The following is an 18,711-nucleotide window of genomic DNA, read 5'->3' on the forward strand; positions in this document are numbered from 1 at the left end:
CCAAGGAGCACCGTGAGCACGCAGACGAAGAACGACAGCACCGAGACCGCCGACGACCTCGGCCACGGCAACTCGCCGGCGGCCTGGACGGCCGTCGTGATCATGCTCGTCGCGTTCTCCATCGGCACCGTGGCCTTCTTCTTCGCCATCGAGTGGGTCGTCTGGGCCGCCGCCGGCCTCGTCGTCGTCGGCCTCGTCGTCGGTCTCGTGCTCAAGCGCGCCGGCTACGGCGTGGGCGGCCACCGCTACGTGCCGAAGGCGCACAACTAGGTGCTCGACGACCTCTTCGCGGGCGCCCTGGCCGACGCCGAGGCCCGCCGCGCCACGCTGCCCCTCGAGCGGGTCGAGGCCGCTGCCCTCGCCCGTGCCCCCGCCCTCGACGCCCGAGCCGCCCTCGCGCCCGCCGACCGCGTCAAGGTGATCGCGGAGGTCAAGCGCGCCAGCCCGTCGCGCGGCGACCTGTCGGCCATCGCCGACCCCGCCTCCCTCGCCGCCGCCTACGCCCGCGGAGGGGCCAGCGCCATCAGCGTGCTGACCGAGGGGCGCCGCTTCAAGGGCACCCTCGCCGACCTCGAGGCCGTCCGGGCCGCCGTCGACGTCCCCGTCCTCCGCAAGGACTTCATCGCCGAGCCCTACCAGGTGCTCGAGGCCCGAGCGGCGGGCGCCGACATCGTCCTGCTCATCGTGGCCGGCCTCGAGCAGGCCCGCCTCGTCGAGCTGCACGACCTCGTGCGCCAGCTCGGCATGACGGCCCTCATCGAGACCCACTCGGCCGACGAGGTCGCGCGCGGCCTCGACGCCGGGGCCGAGGTGCTGGGCGTCAACGCCCGCGACCTGGCCACCTTCGAGCTCGACCGCGACCTCTTCGGCCGCCTGTCCGAGCTCGTCCCCGACGGCGTCACCCGCGTCGCCGAGAGCGCCGTGGCGTCCCCGGCCGACGTGGCCCACTACCGCCGGTCCGGTGCCGACGTCGTGCTCGTGGGCGAGGCCCTCGTCACGCACGGCGACCCCGCGGCCGCACTCACCAGCTTCCTGGAGGTCTAGATGGCACTGCGCGACGAGACGGGGCCCTACTTCGGCTCCTTCGGGGGCCGGTTCGTCCCCGAGTCCCTGGTGGCGGCGCTCGACGAGCTCGACGCCGCCTACAAGGCGGCGGCGGTCGACCCCGAGTTCCAGGCGGAGCTCCGGGCCCTGCACGCCACCTACACCGGCCGACCCTCGATCATCACCGAGGTGCCGCGGTTCGCCGAGCACGCGGGCGGTGCCCGCATCATCCTCAAGCGCGAAGACCTGAACCACACGGGCTCGCACAAGATCAACAACGTGCTCGGCCAGGCCCTCCTGGCTCGCAAGCTGGGCAAGACCCGGCTGATCGCCGAGACCGGGGCCGGCCAGCACGGCGTCGCCACGGCGACGGCCGCGGCCCTCTTCGGCATGTCGTGCGTGGTCTACATGGGCCAGGTCGACACCGAGCGCCAGGCCCTGAACGTCGCCCGCATGCGCCTCCTCGGCGCGGAGGTCGTCTCGGTCACCACGGGCTCGCGCACGCTGAAGGACGCCATCAACGACGCGATGCGCGACTGGGTCGCCAGCGTCGACACCACGCACTACGTTCTCGGCACCGTCGCGGGCCCGCACCCCTTCCCGGCGATGGTGCGCGACTTCCACAAGATCATCGGCGAGGAGGCGCGTGAGCAGGTGCTCGCGCTCACCGGCGCCCTGCCCGACGCCGTCACGGCGTGCGTCGGCGGCGGCTCGAACGCCATGGGCATCTTCCACGCGTTCCTCGACGACCCGTCGGTCGAGCTCTGGGGCTACGAAGCCGGCGGCGACGGCGTCGAGACCGGTCGCCACGCCGCCTCCATCACGCTGGGCCGGATCGGCAACCTCCAGGGCACCAAGTCGTACCTCATGCAGGACGAGGACGGCCAGACCCTCGAGAGCCACTCCATCTCCGCCGGGCTCGACTACCCGAGCGTCGGGCCCGAGCACGCCTGGCTCGCCGAGAGCGGCCGGGCGCACTACGAGCCCGTGACCGATGCCGAGGCCATGGCCGCCTTCAAGCTGCTCACGCAGACCGAGGGCATCCTCCCCGCCATCGAGACGGCCCACGCCCTGGCCGGCACGATCAAGCTCGGCCAGCGCCACCCTGACTGGACGATCCTGGTGTCGATGAGCGGCCGCGGCGACAAGGACGTCGCGACCGCCAGCCGGTACTTCGGGGTCCTCGACGAGGAGGCGCAGCAGCTGTGACCGACGTCGCTCCCGCCCCCGAGACGGCCAGCAAGGTCTCCGCCGCCATCCGTGCCCGTCGCGACGCCGGCACCGGCGCCGTCATCGGCTACCTCCCGGTCGGCTTCCCCGACCTGCAGACGAGCATCGACGCCGCCGTCGTCCTCGCCGAGAACGGCGTCGACGTCATCGAGCTCGGCCTGCCGTACTCCGACCCCGTCATGGACGGCCCGGTGATCCAGGCCGCGACGCAGCGTGCCCTCGCCGAGGGCTTCCGCGTGCGCGACGTCTTCACCGCGGTGCGCGAGATCACCGCCCGCACCGCGGCTCCGGTCGTGGTCATGACGTACTGGAACCCCGTCGAGCAGTACGGCGTCCAGCGCTTCGCCGACGACCTCGCCGCCGCCGGCGGGGCCGGGCTCATCACGCCCGACCTCATCCCCGACGAGGCCGGTGCCTGGCTCGACGCGTCCGAGGCCGCGGGGCTCGACCGCGTGTTCCTGGCGGCTCCCTCGTCGAGCGACGCGCGCCTCCGGCAGTCCGTCGAGCGCAGCCGAGGGTTCGTCTACACGGTCTCCACCATGGGAATCACGGGTGCTCGCACCGACGTGGACTCGGCGGCGCACACCCTGGTCGACCGGCTGCGCGCCGCCGGGGTCGAGAACGCCTGCGTGGGGCTCGGCATCTCCACGGCGCAGCAGGTGCGCGAGGTCCTCGAGTACGCCGACGGGGCCATCATCGGCTCCGCCTTCGTCCGGGCCCTCGCCGAGGGCGGCCTCGACCGCCTCGCGACCGTCGCCGCCGACCTCTCCTCCGGCGCCGCCGTCCGTCCCTGACGGACGGCCGCGCTAGAGTCGTTCCGCGTCGGCCTGCCGACGTCCTGTCGTTCCCCCTGAAAGGCGCCCCCGCCCGTGTTCGTTCCCCTGAGCATCCCGAGCCCGTCCGCCGACTGGCAGTACTTCGACCTCACGAACTGGATCAACTCGACCTTCGGCGCCTCCGTGCCCGGGTCGTTGCGCATCCACGCCTACGCCATCTGCATCCTCGTGGGCATCGTCGTCGCGGGTCTCATCACGAACCAGCGCCTGCGCGCCCGCGGGGCCGAGAACGGCGTCGTCATCGACGTCATGCTGTTCTGCGTGCCCCTCGGCATCGTCGGGGGCCGCTTCTTCCACGTCGTCACGCACCCCGCCGACTACTTCGCGGGGCAGCCGCTGTGGCACGTGATCGCGGTGTGGGAGGGCGGGCTCGCCATCTACGGGGCGCTCCTCTTCGGGGCCGTCGGGGTCTGGCTGGGCTGCCGCGTGACGGGGCTGCGGTTCTCGGTCTTCGCCGACTCGCTGGCGCCGGGCCTCCTCGTCGCCCAGGCCTTCGGGCGGCTCGGCAACTGGTTCAACCACGAGCTGTTCGGCACGCCGACCGACCTGCCCTGGGGCCTCGAGATCGAGCAGAGCAACGCCGCGTGGCCCACCGGGCTGCCCGAGGGCACGCTCTTCCACCCCACGTTCCTCTACGAGATCATCTGGATGCTCGCCGGCGTCGCCGTCCTGCTGCTGATCGAGCGTCGCACGCCCCTGCAGTGGGGCCGCGGGCTCGCCTTCTACCTGGTCTGGTACGGCATCGGCCGATCCGTCTTCGAGTCCATCCGCACCGATCCGAGCCTGCTCTTCCTGGGCATCCGCACCAACGTGTGGATGTCGTTCGCCGCGATCGTGCTCGGCGTCGTCATCTGGGCCGTCGCCTCACGCCGTCACACCGGCCGGGTGCCCGGTGCGTACCTCCCCGGGCGGTCGCCGGCCGAGCGTCAGTCTGAGGTAGACTCCTCCGACACGTACACGGAGGACGACGAACCCGAGCTGGTCTCCGCGGGGTCCTCGGCCGACAAGACCGAGACCACGCCACGTTCCTGAGCTCCACGGGGCCGGTGCCGCCACAGGCACCTCCCGCTGACGGCTCACGAGCATCCTCCGCGTCGCACACCGCCTCACGACCGCCACAAGCGGTCCCGGGAAGCCTCTGCTGCGCCGCACGCCAGACGACCACACCTCGTCCGGCCAGCACCGCCGGCGTCTCGCGCTCTCGCGACGACGCCGCCCGCCCGGGCCGACGACGTCCCGACTCGTACAGGATCTCTTCGTGAGGACGGATCACATGGCGCTCACGCCAGCCCACCAGCAGTTCAGCACGGTCCCTGCGGCGCAGGGCCTCTACGACCCGAGCAACGAGAAGGACGCCTGCGGCCTCGCCATGGTCGCCACGCTCCGCGGCACCCCGGGCCACGACATCATCGACGCTGCCCTCGGCGCGCTGCGCAATCTCGAGCACCGCGGCGCCATCGGCTCCGACGCCGGCACGGGCGACGGTGCCGGCATCCTCTGCCAGGTCCCAGACGCGTTCCTCCGCGAGGTCGTCGACTTCGCCCTTCCCTCCGCGGGCGAGTACGCCGTCGGCATCGTCTACCTGCCGCTCGACGACCAGGAGCGCGCGGAGATGAAGACCGGCATCGAGCGCATCGCGGATCTCGAGCAGCTCGACGTCCTCGGCTGGCGTGAGGTGCCCGTGCGCCCCGAGCAGCTCGGCACCCTGGCCCGGAACGCCATGCCCGCGTTCGAGCAGGTCTTCGTCAGCAGCCGCCGTCGCGACGCCGACGGGGCTCCGCTCGCGGGCGTCGCCCTCGACCGCCAGGCGTACCGGCTGCGCAAGCGCGCCGAGTCGAAGCTGTCGGCGTACTTCACCTCGCTCGGCAGCCGCACCATGGTCTACAAGGGCATGGTCACGACGCTGCAGCTCGAGCCGTTCTACCCCGACCTCAGCGACGAGCGCTTCGCGTCGAAGCTCGCCATCGTCCACTCGCGGTACTCGACGAACACGTTCCCGTCCTGGCCGCTCGCCCAGCCCTTCCGCATGATCGCCCACAACGGCGAGATCAACACCGTCCGGGGCAACCGCAACTGGATGCGCGCTCGTCAGTCGCAGCTCGAGTCCGAGCTGATCGGCGACCTCAAGCCGCTCCTCCCGATCGTCAGCCCGGGCGCGAGCGACTCCGCGTCGTTCGACGAGGTGGTCGAGCTGCTCAGCCTCACCGGCCGCTCGCTGCCCCACGCGGTGATGATGATGGTGCCCGAGGCCTGGGAGAACCAGGTCGACATCGACCCCTCCCTCCGCGACTTCTACGAGTACCACTCCATGCTCATGGAGGCGTGGGACGGCCCCGCCGCCATCACGTTCACGGACGGCTCCGTCGTCGGCGCGACGCTCGACCGCAACGGCCTGCGCCCCGGCCGGTACCTCGTGACCGACGACGGACTCGTCGTGCTCGCCAGCGAGATCGGCGTCCTGCCCGAGCTCGACCCCGCGAAGGTCGTCCGCAAGGGCCGCCTGCGCCCCGGCAAGATGTTCCTCGTCGACACCGAGGCCGGTCGTCTGATCGAGGACGACGAGATCAAGGCGGAGCTCGCCGCGTCCGCTCCCTTCGGCGAGTGGCTGGCCGAGGGCCGGATCCACCTCTCCGACCTGCCCGAGCGCGAGCACATCGTGCACACCCCCGCCTCGGTCACCCGGCGCCAGCGCACGTTCGGCTACACCGAGGAGGAGGTCCGCATCCTCCTCACCCCGATGGCGAAGACGGGCGCCGAGCCGCTGGGGGCGATGGGCAGCGACACCCCGATCGCCGTCCTCTCCGAGCGGCCCCGCCTCCTCTTCGACTACTTCACGCAGCAGTTCGCGCAGGTGACGAACCCGCCGCTCGACTCCATCCGCGAGCAGGTCGTCACGTCGCTCGCGCTCGGGCTCGGGCCGGAGAGGAACCTCCTCTCCGCGACGCCCGAGCACGCTCGCCAGGTGATCCTCGACTTCCCGGTCATCGACAACGACGAGCTGGCGAAGATCCAGCACATCGACCCGAGCCCCGGCTCGCGGGTCACGACGACGATCCGGGGGCTGTACCGGGCCGACAAGGGGCCGCGCGCCCTCGAGAAGCGCATCGCCGCGATGTGCAACGAGGTCGACGACGCCATCGAGGCCGGCGCCCAGTTCATCGTGCTGTCCGACCGCGACTCCAACCAGGACTTCGCCCCCGTGCCGTCGCTGCTGATGATCGCCGCCGTCCACCACCACCTCATCCGGACCGAGAACCGCATGAAGGTCGGCCTGATCGTCGAGGCCGGCGACGTCCGCGAGGTGCACCACGTCGCGACCCTGATCGGCTACGGCGCCTCCGCGATCAACCCCTACCTGGCCATGGAGACCTGCGAGAACCTCGTGCGGGCGGGCATGATCACCGGCATCACGCCGGAGGACGCCGTCCACAACCTGATCAAGGCGCTCGGCAAGGGCGTGCTCAAGATCATGTCCAAGATGGGCATCTCCACGGTCTCCAGCTACGCCGCCGCCCAGGCCTTCGAGGCCGTCGGCCTCAGCCAGGAGTTCGTCGACACGTACTTCACCGGCACGTCGACGATGCTCGGCGGGGTCGGCATCGACGTGGTCGCGGCCGAGAACAAGGACCGCCACACGAGCGCCTACCCGACCGACGGCTCGGTCATCGCCCACGAGCGCCTCGCGACCGGCGGCGAGTACCAGTGGCGCCGCGAGGGCCCGCGCCACCTCTTCAACCCCGACACGGTCTTCCGGCTGCAGCACGCGACCCGGACCCGTCGCTACGACATCTTCCGCGAGTACACGAAGCTCGTCGACGACCAGGCCGAGGAGCTCATGACGCTCCGCGGGCTCTTCACCTTCAAGCACGGCGTCCGCACCCCGGTGCCGCTCGACGAGGTCGAGCCGATCGAGTCGATCGTCAAGCGGTTCTCCACCGGGGCGATGAGCTACGGCTCCATCTCGAAGGAGGCGCACGAGACCCTCGCGATCGCCATGAACCGCCTCGGCGGCAAGTCGAACACCGGCGAGGGCGGCGAGGACGTCGAACGACTGCTCGACCCCGAGCGCCGCAGCGCGGTGAAGCAGGTCGCCTCGGGCCGCTTCGGAGTCACGAGCATGTACCTGACGCACGCGACCGACATCCAGCTGAAGATGGCGCAGGGCGCGAAGCCCGGCGAGGGCGGCCAGCTCCCGCCCACGAAGGTCTACCCGTGGGTCGCGCGCACCCGGCACGCGACTCCCGGCGTCGGCCTCATCTCGCCGCCCCCGCACCACGACATCTACTCCATCGAGGACCTGAAGCAGCTGATCTTCGACGTGAAGCGGGCCAACCCGGCCGCTCGCGTGCACGTCAAGCTGGTGAGCCAGTCCGGGATCGGAGCCGTCGCGGCGGGCGTCACGAAGGCCCTGGCCGACGTCGTGCTCGTCTCCGGCCACGACGGCGGGACGGGCGCCAGCCCGCTCAACTCGCTGAAGCACGCGGGCACCCCGTGGGAGATCGGCCTCGCCGAGACCCAGCAGACGCTGATGCTGAACGGCATGCGCGACCGGGTGGTCGTGCAGGTCGACGGCCAGATGAAGACCGGCCGTGACGTGGTCATCGCCGCCCTCCTCGGCGGCGAGGAGTTCGGGTTCGCGACGGCGCCGCTGATCGTCGAGGGCTGCATCATGATGCGCGTGTGCCACCTCGACACCTGCCCGGTCGGCGTCGCCACCCAGAACCCCGAGCTCCGGGCCCGCTTCTCCGGCAAGCCGGAGTTCGTCGTGAACTTCTTCGAGTTCCTGGCGCAGGAGGTCCGCGAGATCCTCGCGTCGCTCGGGTTCCGGAGCCTCGACGAGGCCATCGGCCGCAACGACGTCCTCGACGTCGACCGCGCCGTCGACCACTGGAAGGCGTCGGGCCTCGACCTCGCCCCGGTCCTCGTCGGCCCGGCCTTCGACGACGACGAGCCCCGCCGCAACCTGCGGGGGCAGGAGCACGAGCTGGACCAGCACTTCGACGTGGCCCTCATCGCGAGGAGCGCCGACGTGCTCGAGAACGGCGGACACGTCGAGATCGACCTCCCCATCCGCAACACCGAGCGTGCCGTGGGCACCATGCTCGGCCACGAGGTCACCGTCCGGCACGGCGAGAACGGGCTGCCCGAGGGCAGCATCGAGGTGACGCTGACCGGTTCGGCCGGCCAGTCCCTCGGCGCGTTCCTCCCCTCCGGCATCACCCTCCGCCTCGAGGGCGACAGCAACGACTACGTCGGCAAGGGGCTGTCCGGCGGGTCGATCGTCGTCCGCCCCGACCGCGCGAGCACCTTCGTCGCGGAGGAGAACGTCATCGCCGGCAACGTGATCGGCTACGGCGCCACCCGGGGCAGCATGTTCATCCGCGGCATCGTGGGCGAGCGCTTCCTGGTGCGCAACTCCGGCGCCAGCGCCGTGGTCGAGGGCGTGGGGGACCACGCGCTCGAGTACATGACCGGCGGCCTCGCCGTCATCCTCGGCGACACGGGCCGGAACCTCGGGGCGGGCATGTCGGGGGGCACGGCGTACGTGCACCGGCTCCGCCCGGAGAGGGTCAACACGGAGTCGCTCGCCTCGGGCGAGCTGCAGCTCCACGACCTCGGCAGCGCCGACGTCGAGATCCTCTCCGACCTGCTCGCCCGGCACCTCGCCGAGACGGGCTCCCCGGTCGCGGAGCGCATGCTCGCCGACCTCGAGACGACCGTCTCCGAGTTCGTCAAGGTGCTGCCCCGTGACTACGCCGCCGTCCTCGCCACCCGGCAGACGGCCGTCGACGAGGGTCTCGACCCCGATGGCGACGAGACCTGGAAGAGAATCCTGGAGGTGACCGGTGGCTGATCCGAAGGGGTTCCTCAAGACCCAGAAGCGCGAGCTCCCGAAGCGTCGTCCCGTGTCCGTGCGGCTCATGGACTGGAAAGAGGTCTACGAACAGCAGGAGAGCGGCGAGCTCCGTCGCCAGGCGGGCCGCTGCATGGACTGCGGCGTGCCGTTCTGCCACCAGGGCTGCCCGCTCGGCAACCTGATCCCCGAGTGGAACGACCTCATGTGGCGCGGCGAGGGCCGTCAAGCCGTGGAGCGCCTGCACGCGACCAACAACTTCCCCGAGTTCACCGGTCGGCTCTGCCCGGCGCCCTGCGAGTCGTCGTGCGTGCTCGGCATCAACCAGCCGCCCGTCACGATCAAGCAGGTCGAGGTCAGCATCATCGACCAGGCCTTCCAGTCGGGCTGGGTGACCCCGCACCCGCCGGAGCGCCTCACCGGCAAGACCGTCGCCGTGGTCGGCTCCGGGCCCGCGGGCCTGGCCGCCGCCCAGCAGCTCACCCGTGCCGGGCACACCGTGGCCGTGTACGAGCGGGAGGACCGCATCGGCGGCCTGCTCCGCTACGGCATCCCGGACTTCAAGATGGAGAAGAAGCAGATCGAGCAGCGGCTCGCGCAGATGACCGCCGAGGGCACCCGCTTCCGCGCCGGCGTCGAGATCGGTCGCGACATCACCTGGGACGACCTGCGCGCGCGCTACGACGCCGTCGTGGTCGCCACCGGGGCGACGGTCCCGCGCGACCTGCCGATCCCGGGTCGCGACCTCTCGGGCATCCACTTCGCCATGGAGTACCTGGTCCAGCAGAACAAAGCGGGTGCCGGCGACACGGTCAGCGACCAGATCACGGCCGAGGGCAAGCACGTCGTCGTCCTCGGCGGCGGCGACACGGGCGCCGACTGCATCGGGACGGCTCACCGCCAGGGTGCCCTGTCCGTGACGAACCTCGCGATCGGCCAGCAGCCCCCGGAGGAGCGCCCCGAGGCCCAGCCGTGGCCCATGTTCCCGACCCTGTTCGAGGTGGCCAGCGCCCACGAGGAGGGCGGTGAGCGCATGTACCTCGCGTCCACCGTCGAGTTCCTGCGCAACGAGGTCGGCGAGGTCCGCGCCATCCGCGTCGCCGAGACCGAGTACGTGGACGGTCGTCGCGTGCCCCGTGCGGGCACGGAACGGGAGATCCCGGCCGACCTGGTGCTGCTCGCGCTCGGCTTCACGGGCCCGGAGCGCGACGAGCTCGAGGCGCAGCTGCGGCTGCCCTTCGACGGCCGTGGCGTCCTCGAGCGCGACGCCCGCTACCAGACGACCGAGCCGGGCGTCTTCGTCACGGGCGACGCCGGTCGTGGCCAGTCGCTGATCGTCTGGGCCATCGCCGAGGGCCGGGCCACCGCCTCCGCCGTCGACGCCTACCTGGAGGGCACGACCGTCCTGCCGTTCCCCGTCAAGCCGACGGATCGCTCCATCTCGGTCTGAGTCCGTCCACCAGCGGGAATAGGGTGGTGGCACGGGCCGGATCGTCCCACCACCCTCACCCCACCAGTAAGGAACCCATGAGACGCGCAAAGATCGTCGCCACCCTCGGGCCGGCGACGTCGAGCTACGAGAACATCCGAGCGATCATCGACGCAGGTGTCGACGTCGCGCGGATGAACCTCAGCCACGGCAGCTACGACGTCCACGAGGGCGTGTACGGCAACGTCCGCCAGGCCGCCGACGACGCGGGGCGGCCCGTCGCCGTCCTGGTCGACCTCCAGGGCCCCAAGATCCGCCTCGGCAAGTTCGCCGACGGCCCCCACGACCTCGCCGTCGGCGACGTGTTCAAGATCACCGTGGAGGACGTCCTCGGCACGAAGGAGCTCTGCGGCACGACCTTCAAGGGCCTCCCGCAGGACGTCGCCCCCGGCGACCCGCTCCTCATCGACGACGGCCGCGTCAAGCTGCGCGTCCTCGAGACCGACGGCACGGTCGTGACGACCGAGGTCGTCGTGGCCGGGACCGTGTCGAACAACAAGGGCATCAACCTGCCCGGCGTCGCCGTGAACGTGCCCGCCCTCTCCGAGAAGGACGAGGCCGACCTCCGCTGGGGCCTGCGCCTCGGCGCCGACTACATCGCGCTCTCGTTCGTCCGCGACGCCGACGACGTCACCCGCGTCCACGAGATCATGGCGGAGGAGGAGCGACGCGTCCCCGTCATCGCCAAGATCGAGAAGCCGCAGGCGGTCGACAACCTCGAGGCCATCATCGAGGCCTTCGACGGCATCATGGTCGCCCGTGGCGACCTCGGCGTCGAGCTGCCCCTCGAGGCCGTCCCCATCGTGCAGAAGCACGCGGTCGAGCTGTCGCGGCGCATGGCGAAGCCCGTCATCGTCGCGACGCAGATGCTCGAGTCGATGATCTCCAGCCCGATCCCCACGCGGGCCGAGACCTCCGACGTGGCCAACGCCGTGCTCGACGGCGCCGACGCCGTCATGCTGAGCGGCGAGACGAGCGTGGGGGAGTACCCCGTCATCACGGTCCAGACCATGGCCCGGATCGTCGCCTCGACGGAGGAGCACGGTCTCGAGCGCATCCAGCCGCTCGGCACCCGCCCGCGGACCCAGGGCGGAGCGATCACCCTGGCCGCCGCCGACGTCGCCGAGTTCGTCGAGGCGAAGTTCCTCTGCGTCTTCACCGAGTCGGGCGACTCCGTGCGACGCATGTCGCGACTGCGCCACTCGATCCCGATCCTGGCCTTCTCGCCCAACGAGGCGACGCGTCGCCGCATGGCCCTGAGCTGGGGCGTGCGGTCGTTCCTGGTCGAGAACGTCACGCACACCGACGCGATGTTCGACCAGGTCGACGACATCCTGCTCGGTAACGACCTCTGCGCCGCCGGCGACAAGGTCATCGTGATCGCCGGGTCCCCTCCCGGGATCGCCGGCTCGACGAACGACCTCCGGGTCCACCGCGTGGGCGACGCCCACGGCGAAGCGGCTCCGGCCTACGCGGCCAAGACGCCGCCGCCCGTCGCCTAGACGACAGCACCGCATCGACCGTGAGGCCGGGCCCGACAGGGCCCGGCCTCACGGTCGTCCGGGGCTGGTCGACCTCAGGGAGTCCGCCCCGCCAGCGCCCGCAGCCGACGGGCGTAGTCTCCGCCCATGACCGTCCCCCCTGGCCACCCACGGTGCTTCCGACTCGACGGCAAGCTGTTCGTCGTGCCGACCTGGAGCGACGTCTCGGTCGTCGAGGCCCGGGACTCCCTGTCGAGGTCGCTCTCCGTGCGGGGCCGTCCGTTCCGGGGCTCGCGCCGTCGTGAGCGCTGGGGTCCGTCCGGGGCCGTGATCGGTGCCGGCGCGATCCTCGTGGTCGCGGTGGCGGCGTGGGAGGTGACCTCCCTGGTCGGGCTCGCGGCGACGGGAGCATCGGGAGCTCTCGTCGGGGGAGTCCTCGCCGTCGGCGTCCGACGGCTCTTCGTCGACGCGGGTGCCGGCGCCGCACCGTCGTCAGCGACCACGGGGCAGGTGATGAGCGAGTCGATGGGCTCCGGGCGGGGGCGGGACGCCAGGGTCGCGGCGGTCGAGGTCCCCGACGACGTCGCGGCGGCAGCCCCCGACGACGCGACCGGCGACGAGCTCGCTCGCTGGTCGGCGCTGGTCATGAGGTACCGCGACGCCCGCGAGGCACTGCTCAGCGGGGCACTGCCCGGTTCTGCGGTGGACGACGCCGACACTGATCCCGGCGACGCCACGGCACGCATCCGCCGGGCCGAGGCCGACCTCCGATCGGCCGAGGCGGACTACGCACCGGTCGCGCGCCTCCTCGGGCTCCCTGCCCCCTGAGGCCACGGGCCGCCAGGCCCCGGACGGCCGAGGGCACGCAAGAAGCCCCGATCTGCCGGAGCAGATCGGGGCTTCGTGTCGCTGACGACCAGGTCGTCGGCTGTCGGCGCCTCAGTGGGCGCCGCCGAGTCAGATGACGCGGATGTTCTCGGCCTGGAGGCCCTTGTTGCCCTGAGCGGTCTCGAACTCGACCTTCTGGTTCTCCTCCAGGTTGCGGTAGCCGTCGCCAGCGATCGCGGAGAAGTGCGCGAAGACGTCAGTGGATCCGTCGTCGGGGGTGATGAAGCCGAAGCCCTTTTCGGAGTTGAACCACTTAACGGTACCTGTAGCCATTTTTCTTGTTCCTTCAATCAGAGTTGTCGATCCCGACTTCGGGATCGCTCGTCGCGGTGCCTTTTTGTCCGCTCCCTCTGAGAACGCCGCAGCCAGACCGTGCCCCTCGAGAGGAGCTCGCCCCGGCACGTCGCGAGATACAAATGCGTAACACAACAACCAGTCACTCCAGCGTAGTGCACGAGACCCCCGAGAACACCAACTCGGCCGACAAAGTCGTGGATGTGTCCGTCTCGGACACCCCGCGTCGCTCTCCGGACGGAGAACGAACCCGGGACGGCAGTGCGGGACACGCCCGGACGGGCGGAGAGGGGGCGAGCCCGCCGAGGTCACGAGGACAGCTCGGCGCGGCCTGGTCGCGACGGTGCCGGATGCGGGGGTCGAACCCGCACGCCCTCTCGGACAGAGCATTTTGAGTGCCCCGCGTCTGCCATTCCGCCAATCCGGCTCACGACGACCGGGTCGAGAATACCGTAGGCTCTGCTTCGTGAGTGACCAGGAAGCAACCTCAGCAGCACCCCGTCGCGTCGTCGTGGCCGAAGATGAGTCCCTCATCCGGCTCGACATCGTCGAGATCCTCCGCGACAACGGATTCGAGGTGGTCGGTGAGGCCGGAGACGGCGAGACCGCCGTCGCCCTCGCCACGGAGCTCCGCCCGGACCTCGTCATCATGGACGTCAAGATGCCCAAGCTCGACGGCATCTCGGCGGCGGAGACGCTCAGCAAGAACCACATCGCCCCCGTGGTCCTCCTGACGGCCTTCAGCCAGAAGGAGCTCGTCGAGCGGGCGAGCGAGGCCGGTGCGCTGGCCTACGTCGTCAAGCCCTTCACCCCCAACGACCTGCTGCCCGCGATCGAGATCGCCCTCTCGCGCTACACGCAGATCATCACCCTCGAGGCCGAGGTCGCCGACCTGGTCGAGCGCTTCGAGACCCGCAAGCTCGTCGACCGGGCCAAGGGCCTCCTCAACGAGAAGATGGGCCTCACCGAGCCGGAGGCCTTCCGCTGGATCCAGAAGGCGTCGATGGACCGCCGCCTGACCATGCACGACGTGGCACAGGCCATCATCGAGCAGCTCAGCGCGAAGAAGTAGCTCCTCGCAGCCTCCTTCGTCGAAGGGCCCGCCCCCACGGGGCGGGCCCTTCGACGTGTCGAGGCGTCGAGCTCAGCCGCGGGAGTCGGTCAGGTAGTTCGTGATGCGGACGGTCGAGAGCAGGCGCCCGTCGTCGTCGGTCATGACGACCTGGTGCGTCGTCAGCGTGCGCCCGAGGTGGACCGCCGTGCAGGTGCCGGTCACCCAGCCCGTCGCGGCCGAGCGGCTGTGGCTGGCGTTGAGCTCGATCCCCATCGCGAGGCGCCCCGCGCCGGCGTGCACGTTCGCGGCCACGGAGCCGAGGGTCTCCGCCAGCACGACGTGCGCCCCGCCGTGGAGAATCCCCACCGGCTGCGTGTTGCCGGCGACCGGCATCCGGCCGACGGCCCGCTCCGCGCTCATCTCGAGGATCTCGATCCCCATCTTCTCGGCCAGGGCGCCGACGCCCCGGCGACGGAACAGCTCCACGGCGTCGTCGCTGAGCACCGCCTCGGAGGACACGGTGCGGTCGGCGTCGGAGGCGGGCGCGGCAGGACGGGGGGAGGCGGGGGTCGCGTCGGTCACGGGGCTCCGGTCGGTGGGGGGGGTCGGCCCCGGCGGAGCGCGTGCTCACGGACTCGGAGGCACGGACCCGGAGGCGCGGCTCGGAGGCGCGGCCCGGACGGCCGGGGAGCCTGTCGGACCTGGCCGCTAGGCTGACGGGGTGTCGGACGAAACGAAGCCTACCCTCCTGGTCATCGACGGTCATTCCCTGGCGTTCCGGGCGTTCTACGCCCTGCCCGTCGACAGCTTCGTGAACCGGGAGGGCCAGCACACCAACGCCATCCACGGCTTCATCTCGATGCTGCTGAGCCTGCTCAAGGCGGAGAAGCCCACCCACCTCGCGGTCGCGTTCGACATCTCGCGCTTCTCGTTCCGCACCCGGGAGTACCCCGAGTACAAGGGCACGCGGTCCGAGACCCCGGTCGAGTTCGTGGGCCAGATCCCCCTCCTGCAGGAGGCCCTGCACGCGATGGGCATCACGACCATCACGAAAGAGGACTACGAGGCCGACGACATCCTCGCCACCCTCGCCGTCCGCGGGCGTGGCGACGGCTTCCGCGTCCTCGTGGTCTCCGGCGACCGCGACGCCATCCAGATGGTCAACGACGACGTCACCCTCCTCTACCCGTCGGCACGGGGCGTCAGCGAGCTGACCCGCTACGACCGCGACAAGGTCTTCGAGCGGTACGGCATCGAGCCCCACCAGTACCCCGAGGTCGCCGCCCTCGTCGGCGAGACCAGCGACAACCTCATCGGCGTCGACAAGGTCGGCGAGAAGACCGCCGTCAAGTGGATCACGCAGTACGGCAGCCTCGACGAGGTCATCGCGCACGCCGACGAGATCAAGGGCGTCGTCGGCGGCAAGCTCCGCGAGCAGAAGGAGCGCGCGGTCCGCAACCGCCGTCTCAACCGCCTGGTCACCGACGTCGAGCTGCCCGTCGGCCCGGCCGACCTCGAGCGTCGGCCGGTCGATGACGAGGCGGTCCGCGAGCTGTTCGACAAGCTCCAGTTCCGCACGTTGCTCGAGCGGGTGCTCAAGCTGAGCGAGGGCGACGGCCCCGCCCGTCCCGACGGCTCCGCCGAGGGCACGGTCGTCGAGGCGCCGGCGGGCCTGCCCGTGGTGCGCACCCTCGTCGACGAAGAGCTGGCTCACTGGCTGCGGAAGCACGCCTCCGACCCGTCCTCGCCCGTCGGCCTGGCCGTCGAGTACGGCGCCGACGGCGTGGTCGGCCTGGGCATCTCGTCCCACGACGAGTCCGCGTACGTCCCGTGGGCCACGGGCCGCGGCGACTACGTTGCCCTCGAGGCCTGGCTCGACGACGCGTCGCCGAAGGTCCTGCACGACTCGAAGCGCGCCTACAAGGCCCTCTCGCGGGCCGGCCTCCGCCTCACGGGCATCGTCGGCGACACCCGCGTCGCGGCCTGGCTGCTCCGGCCCGGCCGCACGTCCTTCGCCCTGACCGACCTCGTCTACGAGCAGCTGGGCGAGACGCTCCCCGTCGCCGACCCGAACCAGCTCGTCCCGGCCGACGAGCAGGTCAGCGTCGCGACGGAGGCCTGGTACACGCTCCGCCTCTCCGAGTCCCTGACCGAGGCGCTCGACGAGGGGTCGCGGTCCGTGCTCACCGATCTCGAGCTGCCGCTCGTCCCCGTCCTCGGCGACATGGAGCTGACGGGGGTCGCGGCCGATCGCGACGCGCTCGTCGCCCTCTCGAGCCGCCTCGCCGAGAGCGCCGGCGAGTTCGCCGCGGCGGCCTTCGCGGAGATCGGGCGCGAGGTCAACCTCGGCTCGCCCAAGCAGCTCCAGGAAGTGCTCTTCGAGCAGCTCGAGATGCCCCGCACCCGAGCCACCAAGACGGGCTTCTCGACCGACGCCGCGTCCCTGGCCGACCTGCAGGAGAAGCACCCCCACCCGTTCCTGGGCCTCCTGCTGCAGCACCGCGACGTGACGAAGCTCCGGCAGATCATCGACACCCTCGAGAAGTCCATCGCCGACGACGGCCGCATCCACACGACCTACGACCAGACGGGCACGACGACGGGTCGGATCTCGTCCGTCGACCCGAACCTCCAGAACATCCCGGTCAAGGCCGCCGTCGGCCGGGAGATCCGCTCGACCTTCGTCCACGGGCCGGAGTACGAGACGCTGCTGACCGCCGACTACTCGCAGATCGAGATGCGGATCATGGCGCACCTCTCCGGCGACGAGGGGCTCATCGAGGCCTTCGCGGCGGGGGAGGACCTGCACCGCTTCGTCGGGGCACGGATCTTCCACGTCGAGCCCGCCGACGTCACGCCCCTCATGCGCACGAAGGTCAAGGCGATGTCGTACGGACTCGCCTACGGCCTCAGCGCCTTCGGCCTGTCGAAGCAGCTGCGCATCGAGAGCGGCGAGGCGAAGCAGCTGATGACCGACTACTTCGCGCGCTTCGGCGCGGTCCGCGAGTACCTCCGCAACGTCGTCGAGAAGGCCAGGGAGGACGGCTACACCGAGACGATCTTCGGCCGCCGCCGCCCGTTCGCCGACCTCAAGTCGCCCAACCGGGTGCTCCGCGAGAACGCCGAGCGCGCCGCCCTCAACGCCCCGATCCAGGGCTCGGCGGCCGACATCATGAAGCGCGCGATGCTCGGGGTCCGGGCGGAGCTCGACCAGCGGGAGATGGCGTCGCGCGTCCTGCTCCAGGTCCACGACGAGCTCATCGTCGAGGTGGCCTCCGGCGAGGTCGACGTCGTCCGCGACATCGTGGAGCGCCGGATGAGCGGCGCGGCCGAGCTCCGGGTCCCGCTCGACGTCAGCGTCGGGCTCGGCGAGAGCTGGGACGCCGCCGCGCACTGACGCCTCGTCCTCCGGGGCCTGACCCGCGACTCCTCGCCGTCGTGGCCGGGGGAGTGGCCACGGCCACGGTCCTGGCCCCGGCCCTGGTCCCGTGGGGGACCTGATCTGTACCCCGAACCGGGCACGATCGGACACGACACGCGCGGGGAGCTTGACCTTCGGACCCGAACGGACTTGTATGACTCCGCCGGTCACGACCGGCGTGTCCGCGTGCAACCACCGCCGCGCCTCCTTCACCGCCCCCACGGGCCAGCACGTCCGACAACGGAGTCCCGATCCATGTACGCACCCGAGCGTCACCAGCAGATCCTCGACACGGCGCGTCAGCGCGGCCGCGTCGAGGTCGCCGGCCTCGCCCGGGAGCTCTCCGTGACGCCGGAGACCGTGCGTCGCGACCTCACGGCGCTGGAGCGGCGCGGCGTCCTGCGGCGCGTGCACGGGGGAGCCATCGCCGTCGAGCGGCTCGGCATCGAGCGTCACGTCGCCGACCGCGTGGGCTCGGCGGCGCTCGAGAAGGAGCGCATCGCGCGGGCCGCCCTCGACGAGCTCCCCGACGGGGGCTCCGTCATCGTCGACGCCGGCACCACCACCGTCCGGTTCGCCGAGCTCCTGCCGGACGACCGCGAGCTGACCGTCGTGACGCACTCGCTCGCGGTGGCGAACGCCCTCGTGGGCCGGCCGACTATCACGCTCCACCTCCTCGGCGGGCTCGTCCGGGCGAGGACCCTCGCCGCCGTCGGCGAGTGGACGCTGGCCCAGATCGCCGAAGTCTTCGCCGACGTGGCCTTCATGGGCACGAACGGCATCTCGGCCGAGCGGGGCCTCACGACGCCGGACATCGCGGAGGCGCGGGTCAAGAAGGCCCTGATGGCCGCGTCCCGGCGCACGGTCGTGCTCGCCGACCACTCCAAGTTCGGACGTGAGGACTTCGCCCGGGTCGCCCCCCTCACCGAGGTCGACACCGTCGTGACCGACGGCGCCGTCGACGCGGACCTCGCCGACGACGTCGAGCGCTCCGGCCCCCGCGTGGTGATCGTGTGACGCGCGCCGCGCACGGTCGCCCCGCTCCCTGACTCCCACCCCACCGCACCACCGCACCACCGCACCACCGCACCACCGCACCACCGCACCACCGCACCTGCAG

14 protein-coding genes and 1 tRNA gene are annotated in these 18,711 nt (G+C 71.3%); 12 read left to right on the plus strand and 3 right to left on the minus strand.

Translation table 11 applies throughout. The features are described 5' to 3' along the window. Positions 1–12: 12 nt before the first annotated feature. From JOE43_RS11065 to JOE43_RS11105, 9 genes are all read left to right on the plus strand, one after another. Positions 13–270, plus strand: coding sequence for a DUF6704 family protein (locus JOE43_RS11065; RefSeq protein WP_209517753.1), 258 nt, complete (start codon positions 13–15; stop codon positions 268–270). Then, positions 271–1,044: an indole-3-glycerol phosphate synthase TrpC gene (gene trpC, locus JOE43_RS11070; RefSeq protein ID WP_209517755.1), complete on the plus strand. Its 774-nt coding sequence runs from the start codon at positions 271–273 to the stop codon at positions 1,042–1,044. It abuts the gene before it with no gap. After that, a complete protein-coding gene (trpB, locus tag JOE43_RS11075) occupies positions 1,045–2,253 on the plus strand; it encodes a tryptophan synthase subunit beta (RefSeq protein ID WP_209517758.1) in 1,209 nt (402 codons plus the stop codon). Further along, entirely contained in the window at positions 2,250–3,068 is an 819-nt protein-coding gene (trpA, locus tag JOE43_RS11080) for a tryptophan synthase subunit alpha (protein WP_209517760.1), read from the plus strand. The genes trpB and trpA overlap by 4 nt, the downstream gene beginning before the upstream one ends. A gap of 75 nt (positions 3,069–3,143) precedes the next feature. Then, complete coding sequence (gene lgt, locus JOE43_RS11085) at positions 3,144–4,142, plus strand: prolipoprotein diacylglyceryl transferase (RefSeq protein WP_307803334.1); 999 nt, start codon at positions 3,144–3,146, stop codon at positions 4,140–4,142. Positions 4,143–4,383: 241 nt separating this feature from the next. Continuing rightward, positions 4,384–8,964: a glutamate synthase large subunit gene (gene gltB / locus JOE43_RS11090; protein ID WP_209517762.1), complete on the plus strand. Its 4,581-nt coding sequence runs from the start codon at positions 4,384–4,386 to the stop codon at positions 8,962–8,964. Then, a complete protein-coding gene (locus JOE43_RS11095; RefSeq protein WP_209517765.1) occupies positions 8,957–10,414 on the plus strand; it encodes a glutamate synthase subunit beta in 1,458 nt (485 codons plus the stop codon). Before gltB ends, JOE43_RS11095 begins: the two co-directional genes overlap by 8 nt. 77 nt (positions 10,415–10,491) lie before the next feature. Further along, positions 10,492–11,955 carry a pyruvate kinase gene (gene pyk / locus JOE43_RS11100; protein ID WP_209517767.1) on the plus strand — a complete coding sequence of 488 codons (1,464 nt, stop codon included), beginning with the start codon at positions 10,492–10,494 and terminating at the stop codon, positions 11,953–11,955. 126 nt (positions 11,956–12,081) lie between these two features. Continuing rightward, the gene (locus tag JOE43_RS11105) at positions 12,082–12,762 is read left to right on the plus strand and encodes a hypothetical protein (protein WP_209517768.1); all 681 of its coding nucleotides are present in this window, start codon (positions 12,082–12,084) and stop codon (positions 12,760–12,762) included. Between the two features lie 129 nt (positions 12,763–12,891). Here the strand turns inward: JOE43_RS11105 and JOE43_RS11110 are convergent, their stop codons facing one another. Both JOE43_RS11110 and JOE43_RS11115 read right to left on the minus strand, forming a co-directional pair. Next, positions 12,892–13,095 (minus strand): cold-shock protein, encoded by a 204-nt coding sequence (locus JOE43_RS11110; protein WP_056054766.1) that lies wholly within the window; start codon positions 13,093–13,095, stop codon positions 12,892–12,894. Positions 13,096–13,460: 365 nt separating this feature from the next. Then, a tRNA-Leu gene (locus JOE43_RS11115) sits at positions 13,461–13,543 on the minus strand. 39 nt (positions 13,544–13,582) lie between these two features. Between JOE43_RS11115 and JOE43_RS11120 the strand changes: the two genes are divergently transcribed. Next, the gene (locus JOE43_RS11120; RefSeq protein WP_055797432.1) at positions 13,583–14,188 is read left to right on the plus strand and encodes an ANTAR domain-containing response regulator; all 606 of its coding nucleotides are present in this window, start codon (positions 13,583–13,585) and stop codon (positions 14,186–14,188) included. 72 nt (positions 14,189–14,260) lie between these two features. Here the strand turns inward: JOE43_RS11120 and JOE43_RS11125 are convergent, their stop codons facing one another. Then, on the minus strand, positions 14,261–14,611 hold the full coding sequence (locus JOE43_RS11125) for a PaaI family thioesterase (protein ID WP_082514462.1): 351 nt from the start codon (positions 14,609–14,611) through the stop codon (positions 14,261–14,263). Between the two features lie 280 nt (positions 14,612–14,891). On the opposite strand from JOE43_RS11125, the gene polA reads away from it, so the two are divergent. Both polA and JOE43_RS11135 read left to right on the plus strand, forming a co-directional pair. Next, positions 14,892–17,567 (plus strand): DNA polymerase I, encoded by a 2,676-nt coding sequence (polA, locus tag JOE43_RS11130; protein WP_209517770.1) that lies wholly within the window; start codon positions 14,892–14,894, stop codon positions 17,565–17,567. 279 nt (positions 17,568–17,846) lie between these two features. Further along, on the plus strand, positions 17,847–18,608 hold the full coding sequence (locus JOE43_RS11135; RefSeq protein WP_209517771.1) for a DeoR/GlpR family DNA-binding transcription regulator: 762 nt from the start codon (positions 17,847–17,849) through the stop codon (positions 18,606–18,608). Positions 18,609–18,711 lie beyond the last annotated feature (103 nt).

Source organism: Frigoribacterium sp. PvP121 (assembly GCF_017833115.1).
GTDB classification, from domain to species: Bacteria; Actinomycetota; Actinomycetes; order Actinomycetales; family Microbacteriaceae; genus Frigoribacterium; species Frigoribacterium endophyticum.